Source organism: Methylobacillus arboreus (genome assembly GCF_020532725.1).
GTDB classification, from domain to species: domain Bacteria; phylum Pseudomonadota; class Gammaproteobacteria; order Burkholderiales; family Methylophilaceae; genus Methylobacillus; species Methylobacillus arboreus.
In genome coordinates this window covers 974,299-994,148 of sequence record NZ_JAJAVC010000003.1, presented here as the reverse complement: position 1 = coordinate 994,148, position 19,850 = coordinate 974,299, and the positions used below count along the sequence as shown (strand labels likewise).

16 protein-coding genes and 1 pseudogene are annotated in these 19,850 nt (G+C 56.7%); 10 read left to right on the top strand and 7 right to left on the bottom strand.

All coding sequences use genetic code 11. The features are described from left to right. Positions 1-155 precede the first annotated feature (155 nt). Positions 156-1,163, top strand: a complete 1,008-nt coding sequence (locus tag LG198_RS04640) for a CobW family GTP-binding protein (RefSeq protein WP_230341985.1) — start codon at positions 156-158, stop codon at positions 1,161-1,163. On the opposite strand, the gene LG198_RS04635 is transcribed toward LG198_RS04640, so the two are convergent. The 4 genes and pseudogenes from LG198_RS04635 to LG198_RS04620 form a co-directional block, all read right to left on the bottom strand. After that, positions 1,160-2,182: a CobW family GTP-binding protein gene (locus LG198_RS04635; RefSeq protein ID WP_230341984.1), complete on the bottom strand. Its 1,023-nt coding sequence runs from the start codon at positions 2,180-2,182 to the stop codon at positions 1,160-1,162. The two genes, LG198_RS04640 and LG198_RS04635, sit on opposite strands and share 4 nt — an antisense overlap. 158 nt (positions 2,183-2,340) lie before the next feature. Beyond that, positions 2,341-3,566: pseudogene (gene zigA / locus LG198_RS04630) on the bottom strand (zinc metallochaperone GTPase ZigA). Between the two features lie 41 nt (positions 3,567-3,607). Further along, complete coding sequence (gene dksA, locus LG198_RS04625) at positions 3,608-3,967, bottom strand: RNA polymerase-binding protein DksA (protein WP_456085629.1); 360 nt, start codon at positions 3,965-3,967, stop codon at positions 3,608-3,610. A 350-nt stretch (positions 3,968-4,317) separates the two neighbouring features. Beyond that, entirely contained in the window at positions 4,318-4,719 is a 402-nt protein-coding gene (locus LG198_RS04620; RefSeq protein ID WP_230341983.1) for a Fur family transcriptional regulator, read from the bottom strand. Positions 4,720-4,799: 80 nt separating this feature from the next. On the opposite strand from LG198_RS04620, the gene LG198_RS04615 reads away from it, so the two are divergent. The 4 genes from LG198_RS04615 to LG198_RS04600 are packed head-to-tail and all read left to right on the top strand — an operon-like array spanning position 4,800 to position 9,022. Beyond that, positions 4,800-6,668: a ribonuclease catalytic domain-containing protein gene (locus tag LG198_RS04615; protein ID WP_230341982.1), complete on the top strand. Its 1,869-nt coding sequence runs from the start codon at positions 4,800-4,802 to the stop codon at positions 6,666-6,668. Then, the gene (locus LG198_RS04610) at positions 6,668-7,471 is read left to right on the top strand and encodes a polyamine aminopropyltransferase (protein ID WP_230341981.1); all 804 of its coding nucleotides are present in this window, start codon (positions 6,668-6,670) and stop codon (positions 7,469-7,471) included. The genes LG198_RS04615 and LG198_RS04610 overlap by 1 nt, the downstream gene beginning before the upstream one ends. Before the next feature lie 26 nt (positions 7,472-7,497). Then, the gene (locus tag LG198_RS04605) at positions 7,498-8,655 is read left to right on the top strand and encodes a THUMP domain-containing class I SAM-dependent RNA methyltransferase (protein ID WP_230341980.1); all 1,158 of its coding nucleotides are present in this window, start codon (positions 7,498-7,500) and stop codon (positions 8,653-8,655) included. Then, complete coding sequence (locus tag LG198_RS04600) at positions 8,648-9,022, top strand: nucleotide pyrophosphohydrolase (protein WP_230341979.1); 375 nt, start codon at positions 8,648-8,650, stop codon at positions 9,020-9,022. The genes LG198_RS04605 and LG198_RS04600 overlap by 8 nt, the downstream gene beginning before the upstream one ends. A gap of 44 nt (positions 9,023-9,066) precedes the next feature. On the opposite strand, the gene LG198_RS04595 is transcribed toward LG198_RS04600, so the two are convergent. From LG198_RS04595 to LG198_RS04585, 3 genes are all read right to left on the bottom strand, one after another. Then, on the bottom strand, positions 9,067-9,837 hold the full coding sequence (locus tag LG198_RS04595; RefSeq protein WP_230341978.1) for a phytanoyl-CoA dioxygenase family protein: 771 nt from the start codon (positions 9,835-9,837) through the stop codon (positions 9,067-9,069). Between the two features lie 64 nt (positions 9,838-9,901). After that, a complete protein-coding gene (gene tpx, locus LG198_RS04590) occupies positions 9,902-10,402 on the bottom strand; it encodes a thiol peroxidase (RefSeq protein ID WP_230341977.1) in 501 nt (166 codons plus the stop codon). Between the two features lie 41 nt (positions 10,403-10,443). Further along, complete coding sequence (locus tag LG198_RS04585; RefSeq protein ID WP_230341976.1) at positions 10,444-11,598, bottom strand: FIST signal transduction protein; 1,155 nt, start codon at positions 11,596-11,598, stop codon at positions 10,444-10,446. Positions 11,599-11,914: 316 nt separating this feature from the next. On the opposite strand from LG198_RS04585, the gene LG198_RS04580 reads away from it, so the two are divergent. The 5 genes from LG198_RS04580 to LG198_RS04560 are packed head-to-tail and all read left to right on the top strand — an operon-like array spanning position 11,915 to position 19,762. Then, positions 11,915-12,292 (top strand): response regulator, encoded by a 378-nt coding sequence (locus LG198_RS04580; RefSeq protein WP_230341975.1) that lies wholly within the window; start codon positions 11,915-11,917, stop codon positions 12,290-12,292. Between the two features lie 5 nt (positions 12,293-12,297). Beyond that, on the top strand, positions 12,298-12,663 hold the full coding sequence (locus LG198_RS04575) for a response regulator (RefSeq protein WP_230341974.1): 366 nt from the start codon (positions 12,298-12,300) through the stop codon (positions 12,661-12,663). 1 nt (position 12,664) lies between these two features. Beyond that, positions 12,665-13,189 (top strand): chemotaxis protein CheW, encoded by a 525-nt coding sequence (locus LG198_RS04570; RefSeq protein WP_230341973.1) that lies wholly within the window; start codon positions 12,665-12,667, stop codon positions 13,187-13,189. A 21-nt stretch (positions 13,190-13,210) separates the two neighbouring features. Then, entirely contained in the window at positions 13,211-14,842 is a 1,632-nt protein-coding gene (locus LG198_RS04565; RefSeq protein ID WP_230341972.1) for a methyl-accepting chemotaxis protein, read from the top strand. Between the two features lie 9 nt (positions 14,843-14,851). Further along, complete coding sequence (locus tag LG198_RS04560; RefSeq protein ID WP_230341971.1) at positions 14,852-19,762, top strand: hybrid sensor histidine kinase/response regulator; 4,911 nt, start codon at positions 14,852-14,854, stop codon at positions 19,760-19,762. Positions 19,763-19,850 lie beyond the last annotated feature (88 nt).

Here is a 19,850-nt window from a genome sequence, read left to right as displayed (position 1 = left end):
GAAAGAGACGGCGGATTCCCTGTTGCATTTGACGAAAGAGCATACGCCGCACATGCAATCCGTAATATCAGACTACACTGAATTACAAGTAGGACTTTACCGACTAGCTGCACGGCTTGGCAAGCAGAGTTTCGAAGGGGCGGAGAGGCTTGGATATGCCTGACAGGATGCGCCTGCCCGTGACGCTGCTGACCGGGTTTCTGGGCAGTGGTAAGACCACGTTATTGAATCGCTGGCTGCGGCAGCCGGAAATGCGTGACACCTTGGTCATCATCAATGAGTTTGGCGAAATAGGCCTGGATCATATGCTGGTTGCCCATCAATTGGAACATAACATGGTGGTTGAGCTGAGCAATGGATGCTTGTGCTGCCAGTTGCGGACGGATCTCAAACAAACCCTGAAAGACATCCACTGGCGTTTTTCACGCAATGGCGTCCGCCAATTCAGGCGCGTGGTGATTGAGGCCAGCGGCATGGCCGACCCGGCGCCTGTCTTGCATACGTTGATGACGGATGCCTATGTCGCAGCAGCATATCAGCTTGATGGCGTGGTGACCGTGGTGGATGGGATATTGGGAAGCGATAGCCTGCGTCGCTATCCCGAGGCGGTCAAGCAGGTGCAGCTGGCCGACATATTGCTGATCTCCAAAGCGGATATTGCCGACCAGCAGGGGCTGGCAAGCTTGCTGGCCGACTTGCACGAGTTAAACCCTGCAGCAAGGGTGCTGCAGTTGGACCAGCTTCAGTCACAAGCTGTGGGGGCTGGTCTCTTGTTCGGCCTGGCATCGTCCACCGGCTTTCCTCATTGGCTGTCAGCGCTTGCAGCACCGGCATTGCATGGGGGCGAGGCGACGACTTTGAGCCTGGAGCTCGATGTGCCTGTCCCCAGGCACGATTTTGACGGCTGGCTTGAACAATTGCGTCATTTCACTGCGCCCGGGCTACTCCGGTTCAAGGGCGTATTTCATGTTGCGGGAGAGCCCAGCCCGATTGCGGTTCACCGTGTACAGCATGTGCTGCATGCGCCCGAGCCATTGGTCAATTGGCCTGGCAAGGACAAGCGCAGCCAATTGGTCTTCATTACCCAGTCATCATCTGAGGGCGAGTTAAGGCCTTTGTTGCAGTCCTTGGTCAGGTTTGCGCGTAACGGCAACAGACCCTAGATTTGCATCAGCGCATCACGAATCCTGAGTTCATCCAGCCCTTTGCCGATCAGTACCACGCGGGTGAGTGGCTCGTCCTCGTCCCAGCCTTCAAGCAGGTTGGGGGCATAAAGGGTATGGTGCACGGCATGGATGGCTAGAGGTGCCGGCTGGTCTTCAGCGTGGACAATGCCTTTCATGCGCAGCAGGTTCTCGCCGAATGTCGCGCACAGCCATTGCAGTGCCGGCTCCAGTTGGTACCAAGTCAGCGGCTTGGGCATGGTGACGGTGAAGCTGCTGATTTCATCATCGTGTACCGCTTGTGGCAGCATGCCTCGTCCGGCCTTGGACCGGCTAGGCGCGCGCAGCCAACGCTGTGGCTGTGCTTGCTTGCCTTCAGGGTCGAACAGCCCGGCATCGACAATGGCGGCAGGGTCTATTTCGCCGTGGCGGATGCGGTATTGGGTGGCGCCCGGGTTGAGGGCTTCGAGCGCAGTCGAAAGTGCCTGTAATTGTTCCTCTGTGGCAAGGTCGGTCTTAGTTAGCAGCAATACATCGGCTACTGCCGCCTGTTTGCGCGCCTCGCCGTGTTCTGCTATCTGCTGGAGGCCGTAGATGCTGTCTATAGTGACCACAACGGCATCCAGCCGGTAGGTGGAGACAACGACTGGTTCGCTCAGCAGGTTGGCCAGGATAGGACCGGGGTCAGCCATGCCGGTGGTTTCTATGACCAGGCGGTTGAATCGGGGAATCGCCTCCAGCTGGCGCTTGAAAAAAAGGTCGCGCATGGTGTCTGCCAGCTCGTTGCTCAAGGTACAGCACAGGCAGCCTGATTCCAGCAACACGGTATTGTCGGCAATATGCTGGCTTTCCACGTTGCGCGCGAGGATGTGATCGAGGCCGGTTGCACCGATTTCATTGATGATGACCGCTGTGTCCTTCATACCGGGATGGTTCAGCAGTTTGTTGAGCAGGGTGGTTTTGCCACTGCCGAGAAACCCGGTCAGCAGGGTAACCGGGATACGGTGGTCCAGTGCCATTATGTCTGTTTCCTTGAATCTTGACGAGATGCCGCCATCGCCAGGTCATGGCGATGGGTTGGTTTCATTTTAACTTAGAACCAGCTGAAGCACGGCGCACAAATTGTTGCTGGCGTTGCATTTAGGCGTGTTTTTTGTGTAAGGGGATTGCCGGCGTTCTACCAGGCTGTTTCCGCTTCCGGGGTGGCCTCGCGTTCGGCACCCCAGGCCGGGAAAGGGTCGGGCAGCGCGCGCCAGCCCGGCATGCCCATCGCCATTTCGCTATCTGTCAGCAGGCACTGGTCAAATGCTGCGCTTAGTGCGGATTTGTCCATATTGATGCCGATGATGACAATTTCCTGCTGGCGGTCGCCGAACTCGCCGGAAAACCGGCTATTGATATGCGCCAGGGATTCGCTATCCTGCGGCCAATAGCTTTTAGGCGTTGCCGCCCACCAGTAGCCTGCCAGCTCATGCCGCGTCACCGCCCCGGCTTGTGACCAGTTGACGCAGTAGGCCGGTCGCGAAGCGATCCAGAAATATCCCTTGGAGCGCACGACGCCGGGCCAATTGCTGTGTAGCCAATGCCATAGGCGTTGCGGATTAAACGGGCGCCGGGCGCGATATACAAAGCTGCGTATGCCGTACTCCTCGCTTTCCGGTACATGTTCTCCACGCAATTCCTTGAGCCAGCCAGGCGCCTGCTGCGCTTCTTCAAAATTGAAGAGGCCGGTTTCCATGATCTTGCCGAGCGGAACCTGGCCAAAACTGCTGTGTTCTATACGTGCGCGCGGGCTCAGGCCGCCGAGGATACTGTGCAGCTGGCGGATTTCATCAGCGTTCACTAGGTCGGTTTTATTCAGTACGATCACGTCGCAGAACTCGATCTGCTCTATCAGCAGGTCGACGACCGTGCGTTCATCGCCTTCCCCCATGGATTCTCCGCGTGCGGCCAACTGGTCGCGAGAGCTGTAATCCTTGAGGAAGTTGTACGCATCTACCACTGTCACCATGGTGTCCAGTTGGGCGATGTCCGAAAGGCTGCACCGTTTTCATCGCGGAAGGTAAAAGTTTCTGCCACCGGCAGCGGTTCTGAAATACCCGTGGACTCAATCAGCAGGTAATCAAACTTACCGGCTTCCGCCAAGCGCTTGATCTCCACCAGCAAGTCCTCGCGCAAGGTGCAGCAGATGCAGCCGTTGCTCATTTCCACCAGTTTTTCTTCCGCACGTGAAAGGTCTGCACCGCCTTCCCGTATCAGCTGGGCGTCTATATTGACTTCGGACATGTCGTTGACAATGACGGCTACGCGCTTACCTTCGCGGTTGTGAAGGATATGGTTGAGCAGAGTGGTCTTGCCGGCACCGAGAAAGCCGGAAAGCACAGTGACCGGCAGTTTTTTCAAACGGTTCATGGGGTATCCTTCTTAATAAATATTCAGGGTGTTCAAGCGCGAAACTGGCGCTCACGCTGTTCATGCCGTTCCTGGGCTTCCAGCGATAGCGTGGTGGTGGGCCTTGCCAGCAGCCGGGGCAGCCCGATGGGCTCCCCGGTTTCTTCGCAAAAGCCATATTCACCGTCGTCAATCCGCCTGAGCGCTGCATTTATCTTCTTTTGCAGCTTGCGTTCCCGGTCACGGGTGCGTAGCTCCAATGTATGCAACTCTTCTTGCGTGGCGCGGTCGGCAGGGTCGGAAAACTCTTCATGCGCGCGCAGGTTGTTCCCTGTATGGCGGGCGTTGTCGGCAATCTGCTCGCGCTGTTTTTCCAGGAGTTGCCTGAAAAACTGCAGTTGGGCACAGCTCATGTATTGATCTGCAGGCATAGCGATCAGGGTCTGTTCGGAGATAACCGGTAATGTTTCCAGGGGCATGGTGTTAATATGTATTGCAACAAAGTTGCATAATAGCGCCTGAATCTTGCCGATGCAACTCTGTTGCATATTTGGGGAGCTAATGATTGATGCGTGTTTTAAAGAAGAGGGAGGAAAGGACAAAGCCAGCAGACAACATTACTGGCGGTACAAGTTTAATTACAGGGTTGGGAGCGGGCTAACAAAACCCTCCTGGCGTTGTTGCTCTGCCTTACCGTACCACTGGTACTGCCTGCGACAAAGCGCCTGGCCAGGATCGTTTCACTGAGTTTTGTTGGCTGCTTTTAATTTTTTGCTGAATTACAGTGGTCGCACTGGCCTTTTATATTGAGTTCGACCGACTCAACGGTAAAATGCGAGGGTACGCTGCTGGGAATCTTGGGTTTGACATCATCCAGGCAGAACATCTTGCCGCAGGACGTACATTGGAAATGTGCATGGTGGTGCTTGGCATTGCGCTGGGTCAGCTGAAAGCGCCTGGCGCGGTCTTCTCCCATGATGGGGTGCACCAGGTTGCATTCGACCAGCCAGTCCAATACACGGTACAGCGTCACCCGGTCAAACGGGGCTTCCTGGGTGAGTGTGTGCAGGAGTTCTTGATGGGTGAGCGGGTATTCCGTATCAAGCAGAACATTCAGCACCGCAACACGTGAGGAGGTCGGGCGTTGCCCAATCTCATGTATCATTCGTTCGGCATTATGCATAGGCCGTAAATTACAGACAATCAACCCGTGCCGTCAACTGGGCACGGCAAAAAAGCAGGATTATGAACGTATTTTTTGAAGAAGATGGCAGTTTCAAGGTTGCCTCCATCATGACGGAAAACCCCGGCTCCCTTCAGGTAGAAGCCGTTTCCGGAAAACGCTCCAAGATCAAGACCGCCAATGTGCTGCTGCGCTTCGAAGGCGCACTGGCCGGGTTCCTGGAAAATGCAAATACAGAGGCCGAGGGCCTCGATATCCCTTTCCTTTGGGAGTGTTGCAGCGAGGAAGAGTTCGGTTTTGAAGATCTGGCTGAAGAATACTATGGCAAGAAGCCAGCCCCGGGCGAGGCCGCAGCGGTTGCCATACGCCTGCATAGTGCGCCTGTCTACTTCTATCGCAAGGGCAAAGGCCGCTACAAGGCGGCTCCTGAGGAAACTCTGCAAGCCGCGTTGGCAGGACTGGAAAAGAAGCGGCTGCAGGCAGAAAAGGTGGCCCAGTATGTCGAGCAGCTGAAAGCGGGCCAGTTACCGGAAGAATTCAACGGCAAGATCGATGCGCTGCTGTACCAGCCGGACAAAAACAGCCTGGAATGGAAGGCGCTGGAGCAGGCTTCTATCGAATCCAACCAGCATGTGGTTCGCGTATTGGCGAATTGCGGAGCCATCAATTCAGTCCATGACTATCATCTGGGCGCTTTCCTGCGGGAATATTTCGCCGATGGGGAGGGCTTCCCCGAGTTTGACGCGCCGGCTGTGCCTGAGGGCCTGCCGCGCGCTGCCATTGAAGCTTTCAGTATAGATGACAGCACGACTACTGAAATTGACGATGCGTTCTCGCTGCAGCCGCTGGCCGATGGCGTTATCCGTGTAGGCATCCATATCGCCGCGCCTGCGCTGGGTATTACGAAAGATGACGTGCTGGACCAGGTGGCCATGCACCGGCTTTCTACCGTATATATGCCCGGCCATAAAATCACCATGCTGCCTGAGCTGGCGATCGTGCCTTTCAGCCTGAATGAAGGCGAGTGGCGCCCGGCACTGTCGCTTTACCTTGATGTCGCGCCCGACCTCAGCATACTCAAGCGCGAAAGCCGCGTCGAGCTGGTCCATGTGGTGACCAACCTGCGTCACGATACGCTGGAGCCGTATTTCAACGAAAACACGCTGGAGCAGGACAGCGGCCATCCTTACTGGCAGAAATTGTGCTTTCTGTTCAACCTGGCTGAATCCCTGGAAAAGGGCAGGGGCAAGTACGATTCCACCCGTCCTATCCAGGTTGACTACAACTTCTATGTCAATGAAGGCAAGGTCAGCATCATCGGCCGCCGCCGCGGCGCACCGATAGACAAACTGGTGGCCGAGCTCATGATAGAAGCCAACAGCCATTGGGGCGGCTTGCTGGCCGAGCATAGCGTGCCTGGCATCTATCGCGCCCAGAACGGCGGCAAGGTTTACATGACCGTCAAGGCCGAGCCTCACCAGGGCCTGGGCGTTCCGCAATATAGCTGGAGCACGTCGCCATTGCGCCGAGGCGTCGACCTGGTTAACCAGCGCCAGATCATATCCGTGGTGCAGGGGACTGAACCGGCTTACCCAGTCAACAGCGACGACCTTGCGGTCATCATGCGCAACTTCGACCTTACCTATAACGCCTACAACGAGTTCCAGACCCGCATGGAGCGCTACTGGTGCCTGCAGTACCTGCTGCAGGAGGATATCCATGAAATTGGTGCTACAGTCTGGCGCGAGAACTTGGTACGCCTGGATGGCATGCCGCTTATTACCAAGGTGCATGGCATGCCGGAGTTGGCTACCGGCAGCCGCATCATAATAGAAATTCAGAAAGTCGATACCTTGCTGATCGAGCTGGAAAGCCGGTTCAAGGCGGTGGAACGGAGTGAAAGCACCGCAGAAGAAAGCGAGGCGGCCTGATGTTCAGGGTCGGCCGCAAGATTGCGCGCAGCATACACAAGGCAATTACCAGCGAGGACAGCGTAGACGTCAGCGAGCTGGATGGGGTGCGCTCCCTGCACCTGGGTTCGGATACGATACAAAGCTCCATGCGCGTGAAAGACCCTTATGCATTGGAGCTCAGGTATTCGCGCGGCATGATGGTTTTCCTGCTGTTCCAGAAACAGCCGGTCGACCTGGTGGTGCTTGGCTTGGGCGGCGGTTCCATTCCCAAGTATGTTTACCATCACCTGCCCAGGATGAAAACGCGGGTGGTGGAAATCAATCCGCGTATCATTGAAGTGGCGCGCAGCCATTTCATGGTGCCGGATAACGATGAGCGCTTCGAAATCATTGAGGGCGATGCCGCAGCCTATTTGCGCGAAAACCCGGCAACCACTTCCATGCTGATGATGGATGCCTTTGGCAGCAGCGGTTTGCCGCCCGACCTTTGTTCGCAGGATTTCTTTGATTCATGTTTTGAGGCCATTACGCTGGATGGCATGTGTGCGATCAACCTGTGGGGTAGCGACAAGAACTATGATGTTTACCTGCAGCGCATAGAAACCAGCTTCCATGGCCGCATCCTGATCATGCCAACAGGCCGTCCCGGCAATGTGGTCATATTCGGTTTCAAGCGCGCACCCAACGATTTGCGCTGGAGCACCTTGCGCGTGCGTGCCAAGGCGCTTGAAGCAGAGCACAAGGTTGAATTCCTTGAGTTTGTCGAGCGCTTGCGCGAACACAACCCTAGCACCAGCAACCGTTTATTGCTTGAATCTTAGCAATTAAAAGCACACTGAAGGACGACATGCATTATCAATTTTTTGCCACTTGCCCGCGCGGCCTGGAAAACCTGCTGGTGGAAGAACTCGCCAGCCTCAATGCCAGGCAGGTCAAGCCCACCGATGGCGGCGTAGGCTTTGCCGGCGACATGCTGCTGGTCTACCGCGCCAACCTTGAAAGCCGGATCGCGACGCGTATCCTGCTGCAAGTGGGCAAGGGCCGCTATGCCAACGAGGACGACCTTTACCAGGCTGCTTTTAATATAGACTGGAACCAGTGGTTTGACGTGCGCCAGAACTTCATGGTCAAGGTCACCGGCGTCAAGTGTCCGCTGAAAAGCCTGGAGTTCGCTACTTTGCGCATCAAGGATGCGGTCTGTGACCGTTTCCGCCAAGAGGTGGGCAGCCGTCCATCCATTGATACCCGCGAGCCTGACGTCCGGCTGCATGCCTACCTTGCCGCCGAGGATTTCCAGCTTTACCTGGATACTTCAGGCAATCCCCTTTACCAGCGCGGCTTGCGCCGTGCCAGCATCGAGGCCCCGTTACGCGAAAACCTGGCGGCCGCCATCCTGCGCCTGAGCGGCTGGCAACCCGGCACGCCGTTGCTGGACCCGATGTGCGGCAGCGGCACATTCCTGCTGGAAGCTGCCATGATAGCGCTGGACATTGCCCCCGGCAGCGGCCGTGATTTCGGTTTTGAACGCCTGAAGAACTACAATGCCGGTGCCTGGCAATCGCTTCTGAAGCAGGCCAGGAGCCGTTCCAAGCCCGTCACTTTCCAGAAAATATACGGCAGCGATGCCGACCTCAGGGCTGTGCGCGTAAGCCGCCAGAACCTGCAGCAGGCAGGCTTGCTCGATGCCGTGCAACTGGCGCATACGGAATTTACCGCCGTTGTGCCGCCGGCGCCTGAAGGCACGCTGGTCGCCAATCCGCCTTATGGCGTGCGCATAGGCGAGGATGAAGACCTGGCGGCGCTTTACCCCAAAATGGGCGAGACGCTGAAAAAGAAGTTCGCAGGGTGGAATACCTATTTCCTCACCAATGACCTGCGCATGCCCAAACTCATGCGCCTGGCACCAAGCAAGCGCACTCCTCTGTTCAACGGCCCGCTGGAGTGCCGCCTGTTCGAGGTGAAAATGGTGGCAGGCTCCAACCGCAAGGAAAAACCAGATGCCTGATGCAGACAAGCCAGATTCCCTCGACCAATTACGCGCCCGCATCAACCATTTTGTGCAAGAGCGCAACTGGGAGCAGTTCCACACGCCCAAGAACCTGGCGATGGCGATGATCGTGGAAGCGGCCGAGATCGTGGAGCATTTTCAGTGGGATACGCCTGCTGAAAGCGCCGCCTTGAGCGAACAACGCAAGACCGAGATCGGCCACGAGCTGGCGGATACCTTTGTCTATCTGCTGCGCATTGCCGAAGTCTGCGGTATAGACTTGATTGCCGCTGCCAATGACAAGATTGACCTGAACGCTAAAAAGTACCCGGCTGACAAGGCGAGAGGCAGTAACGCCAAATATACCGCCTATCAGGATCAGTAAATTCTTCCCCTTTTTACGCTTGAATGCAAAATCGTATCAGAAGCCTACTTTAGCAGTTGCATAAAGGTGCCGCGCGGATGCAGTGCGCCTAGTTCAAGCACTTCCTGATGGCGGAATGTGGCGCCTGCCACACCAAACTGCATGATCAACACATCACGCTCCCGGTGGCTGCGGTTGGGTGCGCCGCCATGCAACAACTGAGAGTGGATGGCTAGAACGTCGCCCGCGGCAAGCTCTGGGTGGATGACTGTGTGTTCATCCAATGTTGTTTTATCAATCTTGGTATCCAGATGGCTACCGGGCACAACTGCGGTACCGCCATTCTCTCGCGACATCCCTTGCAGCGGAATCAGCAGGCGCAGCAAACGGTCATTATTCGGGCAAAAATAGGTGTTTTCCGCATCACGATGCCAAACGATAGATGGCCCTATGCCTGCCGGTTTGCGCGTCAGGTTGGAGTAGTGGAATATGACCTGTCCAATTTCTGTGGCAAGCAGGCGGGCTGCTATTGACCATAAAGCCTGTTCAGCAAGCAGCGATACAAAATGTCCATCCTGTGTGAGCAAATCCCCGATGATGAATGGTTCGTTGATCCACTTGCTGCCGTCGACGCCAGGATTGCGCTGCGGGCGTGATTGCGCGAGTTCGCCCAGGCTGACATCATTTTCACGACCAAAGGGCCCATTCTCCCGGTAGTGCTGGATGACGGATTCAGCAGCATCCCGTGTAGATTGCAGCCAGGAGTGCGACAGCACATTCCTGAAAATCTGGTACCCCTGGGCAGGATACAGCGTGCAGTTGTTATCTGAGTCCATGAGGTGGCACAGGTAATTACAGCCGTGGTTGTAATCCACGGCTGTGAAGGGAGTTATTACAGAACTACAGGGCAGCTAAGGCAGCGTCGTAGTTGGGTTCGTTGGCGATTTCGGAAACCAGTTCGCTGTGCAACACCTTGTTGTTTTCATCCAGCACCACCACTGCGCGTGCTGTCAGGCCGGCCAGGCTGCTATCGGTGATCTGCACGCCGTAGTCCTTGGCGAACTTGGCGGTATCGCGGAAAGTGGAAAGGGTGACGACGTTTTCCAGGCCTTCCGCTCCGCAGAAGCGGCTTTGGGCAAAAGGCAGGTCGGCGGAGATGGCAAGCACTACTGTGTTATCCAGGCCGCTAGCCTGCTTGTTGAAGGTGCGTACTGAAGTGGCGCAGGTCGGGGTGTCTATGCTTGGGAAAATGTTCAGCACTTTGCGCTTGCCGGCAAAGTCGGCCAGTGAAACCAGGTTGCGCTTGGCATCTGCCAGCTGGAAGTCAGGCGCGGTATCGCCTTTTTGCGGCAGGTTGCCGCCGATTTGCACTGGATTGCCTTTGAGTGTGACTGTAGCCATTGATGTGTCCTTTTCCTTTAAGTTTGAAGTGGAGTGGTTGGTTAGAGGCTTTCGCTCAGGTAGCCTATGGTCATGGTCTGGTTATGCAGCACGCTGTCCGTGGTGTTGGGCCGCGGACAGAATTCCCCGTATGAATAGAAGCCAGTCAGGGTGGTCTGGTTGCCCAGTATTTGTTGTACGGCATGGATTTCATCCGCAATCTGCTCGGCCATGACCAGTTTGCGCCCAACGCAGCTGACGCACAAGGCCAGGCCGGTTTGGGTAATGCTGGCGCTGCCCAGGTTGCCGGTGACGAGGTGCGCCGCGCCGCCGGCGCCTTCCACCAGCCTGTCATGCGTGGTCTGGCACAGGCGCACGGTCTCGCCTTCTTCCACATTGCCGGCAAAGGTAAGGCTGTTGTTGCCGGTATCAATCGCCAGCAATGTGCGGACTTTTTCAACTTCCCGCTTGCCGTCTTCGATGATGGCGAAAGGGAAGCGCAAGCCTGAGCCTGGCAGGTTCTTGGCGTTTTGTTCGCCTATGTACATGCGGTAGAGCGGCAAGGCGGGTTTGCCGTCCATTTCGTAGACGACGTTTTTCTCCGAGCGCGTGATTTTGCGTGGCGGGCCGTAAGGCTTCCAGCCGCCCAAGGCGCCGCTCGCGGTGATGAGCTTGTCGCCATAAAGGCCGATGGCGATGATGAGGCCTTCTTCCACGCTGTCGTTGAGCAATTGCAGGGTTTTGGAAAACTCGGCATTGTCGCCTGCCATGCCGCCGACAATCGGGATGTCGCCCAATATGCTTTTAAAGCCCTGCAACAGTTCGGAGCCGTTGATATGCAGGCCGTCGGAGAACAGCAGCACGGTACGCAGGCTGTCGGACTTGAGTTGCTTTGCGAGGCTGATGGCCGTCTCGGCCGAGGTCTGCATGCTGTTCGCACGCGCGTACGCCACGCGCTGCATGGTCTTGTCCCAGGTGATGGCGGTAATCTGCAGACTGTCGTCGCTTACCCCGTGCGGGCCGATTTCGCCCGAGGTAGTGCAGCCGACGATTTGCGCCGCAGGGTAGCGCTCCTTGAGTTGTGCTGGCAGCTTGGCCTCGCTGAAGCGCTTGACTGAGCCGAACACCAGCACCAGGTTGGCATTGGGCAATGGCGAGGATGAGGGCAGGTCCTTGAAACTCATCTTTGCCGTGAGGGCTTCTTGTCTGACTAGCATGATCTCCGTTCCCTATGCGGCCGCTTTGCTATTTGCGGCACTTCTGGTTCTTGTTGTTTTGTGCGACTATGCGGGTGAATATTCAAATCATAGTGCCTAGGGCAGACCCTAGCTCAAGCGGGTTATTTAACCTTTTTGTCCGTGGATTGACAACCCGCTTTTTATTTCTTCAGTCTTGCACGGCGTTGAAGTCTGTAGATAGAATGGCACGAAAACCGGGCGCCGTCATGCGCGCTGTAATAAGCCTGCTGCGCATGCAGCCTGCAAACACAGGGGATTAAGGGTGGGGGAAACTGATCTATCTGGTGTGAAAGTAATGGTGATTGACGACAGTAACACCATACGCAGAAGTGCCGAGATTTTCCTGCGGCAATCGGGTTGTGAGGTGTTTCTGGCCGAGGATGGCTTCGATGCCTTGGCCAAAATTGCCAGCCATCAGCCAGATGTTATTTTTGTCGATATCATGATGCCGCGCCTTGACGGTTACCAGACCTGCTCCCTCATCAAGCGTAACACCCGTTTCAAATCCATTCCCGTGATCATGCTCTCAAGCAAGGACGGCCTGTTTGACCGGGCGCGTGGCCGTATGGCAGGATCAGACCAATATCTCACCAAGCCCTTTACCCAGAATGCCCTGCTCGATGCAGTGCGCCAGCACAGATTGCAGGCGACGGGTGAATTAACAACGGAATAACAATAATGGCGATCAAGCATATCCTGGTTGTTGATGACTCAGCCACTGACCGGTTGTATTTGAGCGAAGTCCTGCAAAAAGCCGGTTTTGAAATCAGCACCGCGGAAGATGGCCAGGACTGTCTTGACAAGGTGCAGGCGCTGATGCCCGATCTGATCCTGATGGATGTGGTGATGCCCAGGCTGAATGGGTTTCAGGCCACACGGTCATTGTCCAGGAACGCTGCAACTGCGCATATTCCGGTCATTGTGTGTACCGGCAAGGAACAAGCGACTGATCGCATGTGGGCCTTGCGCCAAGGGGCCAAGGACTGTGTCATCAAGCCTGTGGATGTGGATGAGCTTCTGGCCAAGATAGCAGGGCTGGCCTGAGATGAGCAAATCCAGGCTCAACCTGCAAGCCTATCAGCAAAATATCCTTGAGCGTCTCAAGCACGTAGCAGATGACCCGGAGGCAGGCAGTTCCAGGCTGGGCGTGCATGTGGGAGGAGAGCGCTATCTTGTCTCATTGCACGATATCAGCGAGGTATTGCCGGTGCCTGAGATACTGCCGGTTCCGCTGACTCAGCCGTGGTTTCTCGGCATGGCCAATGTGCGGGGCAACCTTTACGCCATCACTGATTTGGCGCAGTTTATCGGCAGCAGCCGTCAACAGGCGCCGGTGACAGCGGAAAGCAGGGTGTTGCTGGTGCATGGAGATTTTGACATTAATGCAGGGTTTCTCATCGATAGCCTTGCCGGTTTGCGCAACCTTGAAGAGTTCAAGCTGCTGGATATGGTGGCAGATGTAGCTGCCCATGTTGCAGCGCGATATGAAGACAGTCAGCATCACAAATGGGAGGCACTGGATATGGCCTTCATCCTGAAGAAAAAAGAATTTCTGCAGGTTGCGGCCTGACGGGAAAATGGGGAGACATCAATGGCACTGAGCTTTTCAGTATTCAACAATTTATTCGGCAACAAAAAGCCCGCGGACAATGCGATTCCTTCTGTAGCAAAAACTAGCCGGGTGGTGTTGGGCGTATTGTTGCTGGCACTTGTGTTCGCCTTGCTGGGACTGTTATTCAATCAATTGCAGGTGGCAAGGAACAACCAGTTTGCCGAAACAGTCACCAGCCTGAAGGTTGCCGCACAGCAGGTGGCGCGTGATGCAGCCTTGAAAACCGGCGGGGATGCCACTGCCGCCGACAGGTTGCGTACCACCTTGGATCAGGCTGCTGTCTACTTTACCGGTTTGCGGGAATTGCAGGATTCCGCGTTGTTGCAAAGTGCCGAGGCTGATGCCAGTTTCAACCGCCTGGAGCAGTCTTGGACAGAGTTGAGAGAGCAGGCATTGTCATTTGCCGACGGCGATCTTGCCCGGTTGGCGTCGGCGAGTGACACCACAGTGCTTGCTGCGCATCAAACCTGGCAGGCGTACCTGGATCAGGGCAGGGCCGGATGGTGGCTGGCACTTTCCATTGCGGCTGGCTTGCTGGCGCTGGTCTTGCTCATACGTGTCGGCTACCAGCAGGTGGCAAGCGCGCGTGCCCGTTTTGAGGAAATCGAGCAGACCAATCTCAATAACCAGGAGGCCATTTTGCACCTGCTGGATGAAATGGGTGACCTTGCAGATGGCGACCTTACCGTAAAAGCTGAGGTGGCCGAAAACATTACCGGCGCGATTGCCGATTCGATCAATTACACCATAGACAGCCTGCGTGACCTGGTGACCGAGATCAACCGTGCGACCGAGCAGGTAAACCAGGCAACGGCACAGGCGCAGGAAACCTCCAGTTCATTATTGAATGCAGCCGCGCTGCAATCACAGCAGATCACGGAAACGGGTGAGGCAGTCAACCATATGACGCAGTCCATCCTGCAGGTTTCCAGCAATGCGGAAGAAGCTTCCGAGGTGGCGCAGCGTTCGCTTGATGCAACGACCCAGGGTACCAGGGCGGTGCAGAATACCATTTCCGGCATGAACGAAATCCGTACGCAGATCCAGGAGACATCAAAGAGGATCAAGCGCTTGGGAGAGAGTTCTCAAGAAATTAGTGAGATTGTCGACCTGATTTCCGATATTACTGAACAGACCAATATCCTGGCCTTGAATGCCGCGATCCAGGCCGCCTCGGCCGGTGAAGCCGGGCGGGGCTTCACCGTCGTTGCAGAGGAGGTGCAGCGCCTGGCCGAGCGTTCTTCCGAGGCGACCAAGCAGATTAGCGCGATTGTGAAAACCATTCAGACCGATACCAACAGTGCCGTGGTAGCGATGGAGAAGAGTACGGAAGGGGTGGTGGAAGGCGCACGCTTGTCTGACGCGGCAGGCAAGGCATTGAGTGAGATTGAGAACGTGACCAACAATCTTGCGCGCCTGATCGAGGAAATTTCAGGGGCGACCGAGGCGCAGACTAAGGCTGCCGCAACAGTGAGCCTTAATATGCAGCAGATTCAAAATATTACCTCCCAAACCTCAGAGGGAACGCAAAAAACAGCCAGTTCAATCGGCCAGCTCACTAGCCTGGCTGAGGAGTTGCGGGCCTCGGTCGCGGGCTTCAAGCTGAACTAGGACATATTGGTGGAAGATTTCGATATCGGCCCATTGAGCTGGGTTAAGGGAGAAATAGACCAGGCCCTGGATCAGGTGCTGGCGCAATTGACTGCATTGGCAACCAACCCGCAGGATTTCTCTCCATTGCGTTTTGCCAAGACGCATCTCTATCAGGTCAATGGCGCGTTCGATATGGTCGGCCTGGAAGGCTGCAAACGGTATTGCAGCGAGATTGAGACCGTGGTCGCCAAGCTGGATAAGGCCGAGCTTGCGCTGGAAAATGAAGTTGTCGATACCCTTAGATACGCCATCCTGCACCTGCAGCAATACTTGCAGGAACTCATGAATGGCGAGCCAGACCAGCCGCTGCGCTTGTCGCTGCAGCTGCAGCGGCTCGCAGCCCTGCATGGCGAGGCATTGGAAGATTCCGAGTTGTTTTTTCCGGATACCAGCCAGCGCTTGCCCAAGCATATTCCCACTGAGAATCTTGATCCCCAGGCATTGCTTGCTGCTTTCAAGGAACAGCGGGCGCAGTTCCAGAAATTCCTGCTTGGCTGGCTCAAGGGCGAGCTGCAAGCACTGCAGGAAATGGCAACGGCGCTGGAGCGAGTGCAATTGGTGGTGCCCCAGGCAGCGCCAAAAACCTTGTGGTGGGTCGCTACCGCTTTTATTGACACTCTGGCGGAGGATACGCATGCCAGCGATGCCGGGGTCAAACGCCTGTGCCGCCGCCTGGATCAGGAATTGCGGGCAGTTAGCGAAGGGATAAACCGCCCGGCCAGTATCCTGTTGCGTGATCTTTTGTATTTTATTGCCACTAGCGGGCTTAATACAGAGCGCATTAAGGCAGTGCGTGAGTTGTTTGAGCTGAATGGCCTCATTCCCGGGGGGACAACAGAGGTTTTGGGCACGGAAGAGCAACAATACGTCAAGCAGTGCCAGGTGGCGCTCGAAGCCCTCAAGAGCATCTGGGACCGTGCGAATGAAGGCGGCGCAGTACTGGAAGAGTTCATGGCGCGGTTTGGCGGCATCCTCAATACCTACCCGGCATTGTCCAGTGAACCAGTGAAAAACCTGTTCGGCGGCGTGCACGATGCGGTTCTGGCATTGCAGGCAGGCAATGCCGCTAATCAGGAAAATATCCTGATCGAAGTGGCTTCAGCGCTGACGCTATTGTCGGATGCTTTGCAACAGTATGGTCAGCAGGACGCCCAGGCTCAGCTTGAGTTGGAAAGGCAGCAGGCACGGTTGCAGGCCCTGTTGGGCGGGCAGACACCTGCATTGGCGCCTGCCACGGCACTACAGCAGGCCGCACAGCATGCATTGACACGCGAAACAGGGGCTGCCCTCCAGGAAGTCGAGCAGTTGCTCGATGCCTATTTCCGCCAGCCGGGCGAGCTTGCGCCATTGTCCCAGGCTGTTGCTCCTTTGCGGCAAGTCTCCGCAGCACTGGATATGCTGGAAATGCCGGAGGTCAAGACCCTGACGCACGCGGCGGAAGATGTTCTGGCTGGCTTGCAGCAAGGCAGGATTGCCTCAAGCCAGGAGGTGTTTGAGGCGCTGGCAGACAGCTTGAGCCTGGTTGGCTTGTACGTTCAGCAATACCCGCATGCCGCAAGCGGCGCATTTGCGCTTGAGGATACCTTGGCAAGACTGCAAGATGCGCAGAATGTTGTGCGCACTGAATCGGATGCAGGACAGGTCACGGCCGATATTGCCCAGCCGCTTGCGCCTGCATTGCCAGATGACGAGTTGCTGGATGTCTATCTCACTGAAGCGGAAGAGGTGCTGGCGAGTGTCGCCCAGCATCTACAGGCCTTGCGTATCAATGCGACAAACCATGAGGCGTTGGCAGAGGTGCGGCGTGGCTTTCATACCCTTAAAGGGAGCGGCCGTACGGTGGGCCTGGCCGATCTGGGCGAGGTCGCAGCCATTGTCGAGGCATTGCTCAATGTGCTGATAGACCGCAAGCTGACTCCTGGTCCTGCCGTGATTGCCTTTGTTGAGGATTCCAGTGCCGCTTTTGCAGGCTGGGTGGCAGCATTGCGCGAAAAAGCATCCGCGGGCGTACCTGTCTCCATTTGGCAGGAACGTGCTATCGGCCTTCAGGCTGGACTGTCCGGCTTGGCGCCCGATGCGCAGCCGGAAGAAGTCGTGATTGGCGGTACGCGCAAAGTCAGCCGCACATTGTTCGAGGTGTTCCTGCAAGAGGCTGGGCAGCATCTTGAGCAATTGCAGGATTGGCTGCAACTGGTGCTGCATCGCAGCGAGCCCATCCTGATTCCCGATGCTGATTCCCGCAGGGCGGCCCATACCCTGGCCAGCAACGCCGGCTCTACCGGTTTCAATGCCTTGTCGGACTTGGCGCGTGCGCTGGAATACTGGCTGGATGCGCACCAGGGCAATTGGACAGAGCAAACCGTGACATTGCTGCAGAATACGGTGAATGCGCTGGAGAAAATGCTTGCCAAGGCAAGGGAGCGCAAGCAGCCGCGCGCAGCGACGGCTTTGCTGCGTGCCCTGAAAAAGGCTGCCGAGGATGCGGCCATACCAGTGATTGACGCGGTGACTGGCAGCAATGTCGTGCCACTGGCTCCGCGTTTGGCGAAGACAGAAGATGTCATGGCCAGCTTGCTGGAGGCCGAGGCCGAAGTCAGCGGGCTGATTGATAAGCCGCTGGCCGAAGAGGCAGAAACGTCGATTGATTCGACACATGAGCCTTTGCCACCTGTTGTAAAAACGGTTGCTGAGACCTCTTTGCAGCAACCTGTGGACCAGGAACTGTTTGCATTATTTGTGGAAGAGGCCAACGACCTCATGCCGGTCATTGGCAGCGAGTTGCGTGCCTGGCATGCGCGGCCAAAAGACGCAGAGCATCCGGACATGCTGCAACGCGCGTTGCACACGCTGAAAGGCAGCGCCCGCATGGCAGCACAGGGCAGGCTGGGTGATGCGGTGCACGGGATGGAAGACCTGGTCATGCGCGCCTTGAAGCATGCGCCGCAGGCGGAGGACTTTGCCGAAATGTTCGCTGGCCTGGATCATATCGGCTCCTTGCTGGAAGAGGCATTGGGTGGACAAACTGCACTGGTGGTCGGGCGCCAGTTGTCCGTTCAGGGGCCGGGCCGCGAACGGCGTGTACAGCATCTGCGGTTGCGCGCCGAGACGCTTGACCGCCTGATCAACGAGGCTGGCGAGGTCAGTATCGCCCGATCGCGCCTGGAGCGTGAAATGCAGGAGTTCAAACAGTCCTCGCAGGACCTAACCGAAAGTGTGCAGCGTCTGCGTAACTACCTGCGTGAGCTGGAAATCGAGGCTGAAAGCCAGTTGCAGTCACGTATGACCCTGTTGCAGGAGTCGAACGAAACATTCGACCCGCTGGAGTTTGACCGGTTTACCCGCTTGCAGGAACTGACGCGCATGATGGCGGAAAGCGTCAACGACGTTTCCACCATCCAGCAGGGCTTGTTGCGCAATCTAGACGAAACCGAGGCGGCCTTGCAGCAGCAGAGCCGCATGAACCGCGACTTGCAGTATGGACTCATGAGCGTACGCCGTGTGCCTTTCTCGCTGATTGCGGAACGTCTGCACCGCATTGTGCGCCAGACTGCGCGGGAGCTGGACAAACAGGTTGAACTTACCCTGGATGGGGTGGATACCGAGATTGACCGCAGCGTGCTGGACCGTATGGGCGCTGCGATAGAACACATCCTGCGCAATGCTGTGGCACATGGCATAGAAACGCCGGAAGAACGCCGCAGCCATGGCAAGTCCGCACATGGCAGCATCACCCTGAGGATACGCCAGGAAAATGACGAAATCATGCTCACCGTCAGCGATGACGGTGCGGGCGTGAACCTGGCGCAAGTGCGCGAGCGCGCATTGGCGCAGCATCTGTTGCAGCCGGACCAGGAAGTCAGCAGCCAGGCGCTGCTGGCCTTGATTTTCGAGCCGGGGTTCACCACGGCACGTACGCTCTCGCAGATTTCCGGCCGCGGGGTCGGCCTGGATGCCGTGCGCAGCGACATTACCGCCTTGGGCGGGCGCATCGACGTTAGCAGCAGCCAGGGCACGGGCGCGATTTTCAGCATCTTCCTGCCTGTGACGCTTTCTGTATCGCAGGCAGTGCTGGTGCGCTACAGCGAGCGCAAGTTTGCATTGCCAGCGGTGATGGTCGAGCAGGTGGTCAAGCTCAAGCCTGATGCATTAACCGCGGCTTATGCCGATGGCAAGCTGAGCTGGGCAAGCCATGACTATCCCTTGTATTTCCTTGGCCGGCTGTGCGGTGATGCGCAAGCCGCGGCTGAAAGCCAGCGCTATACGCCGGTCATGTTGCTGCGTAGCGGCCAGTACCGCATTGCCTTGCATGTGGACGACATCCTGGGCAGCCAGGAAGTGGTGATGAAGCAGATCGGCCCGCAACTCGCGCGCGTGCCTGGCATGATTGGCGCCACCGTGCTTGGCGATGGCGGTATCGTCCTGATCATCAACCCCTTGCAGCTTGCCAACCGTGAGGCATTATCGGCTGGCAGCGTGAATATCGCAGTGACGGCTGATGCGTCTGTGGCGGCAACAAAGCCACTTGCATTGCTGGTGGATGACTCGCTGACCATGCGCAAGGTGCTGGGGCGTTTCCTCGAGCGGGAAGGCTATGACGTGGTAACGGCCAAGGACGGCATGGAGGCGATCCAGGCCATGCAGCAGGCGCTGCCAGCCGTGATTCTCACCGATATTGAAATGCCGCGCATGGATGGTTTTGAGCTTGCGCGCAATGTGCGGGATGATGAGCGTACCCGCGATATTCCGCTGATCATCGTCAGCTCACGCACAGCGGAAAAACACCAGGCGCTGGCAACAAGCCTGGGCGTGAATGCCTTCTTCGGCAAGCCGGTGCAAGAGGACGAACTGGCGGCCAAGCTGCGCCAGCTGCTGGCCTGATACGGTTTCGCCTGCAACCTTGCAATTTAAATGTATAACCGCGTTGGGTCGCCTTGTTCTTCTGCTTGGATACAAAGCCGTATGACAC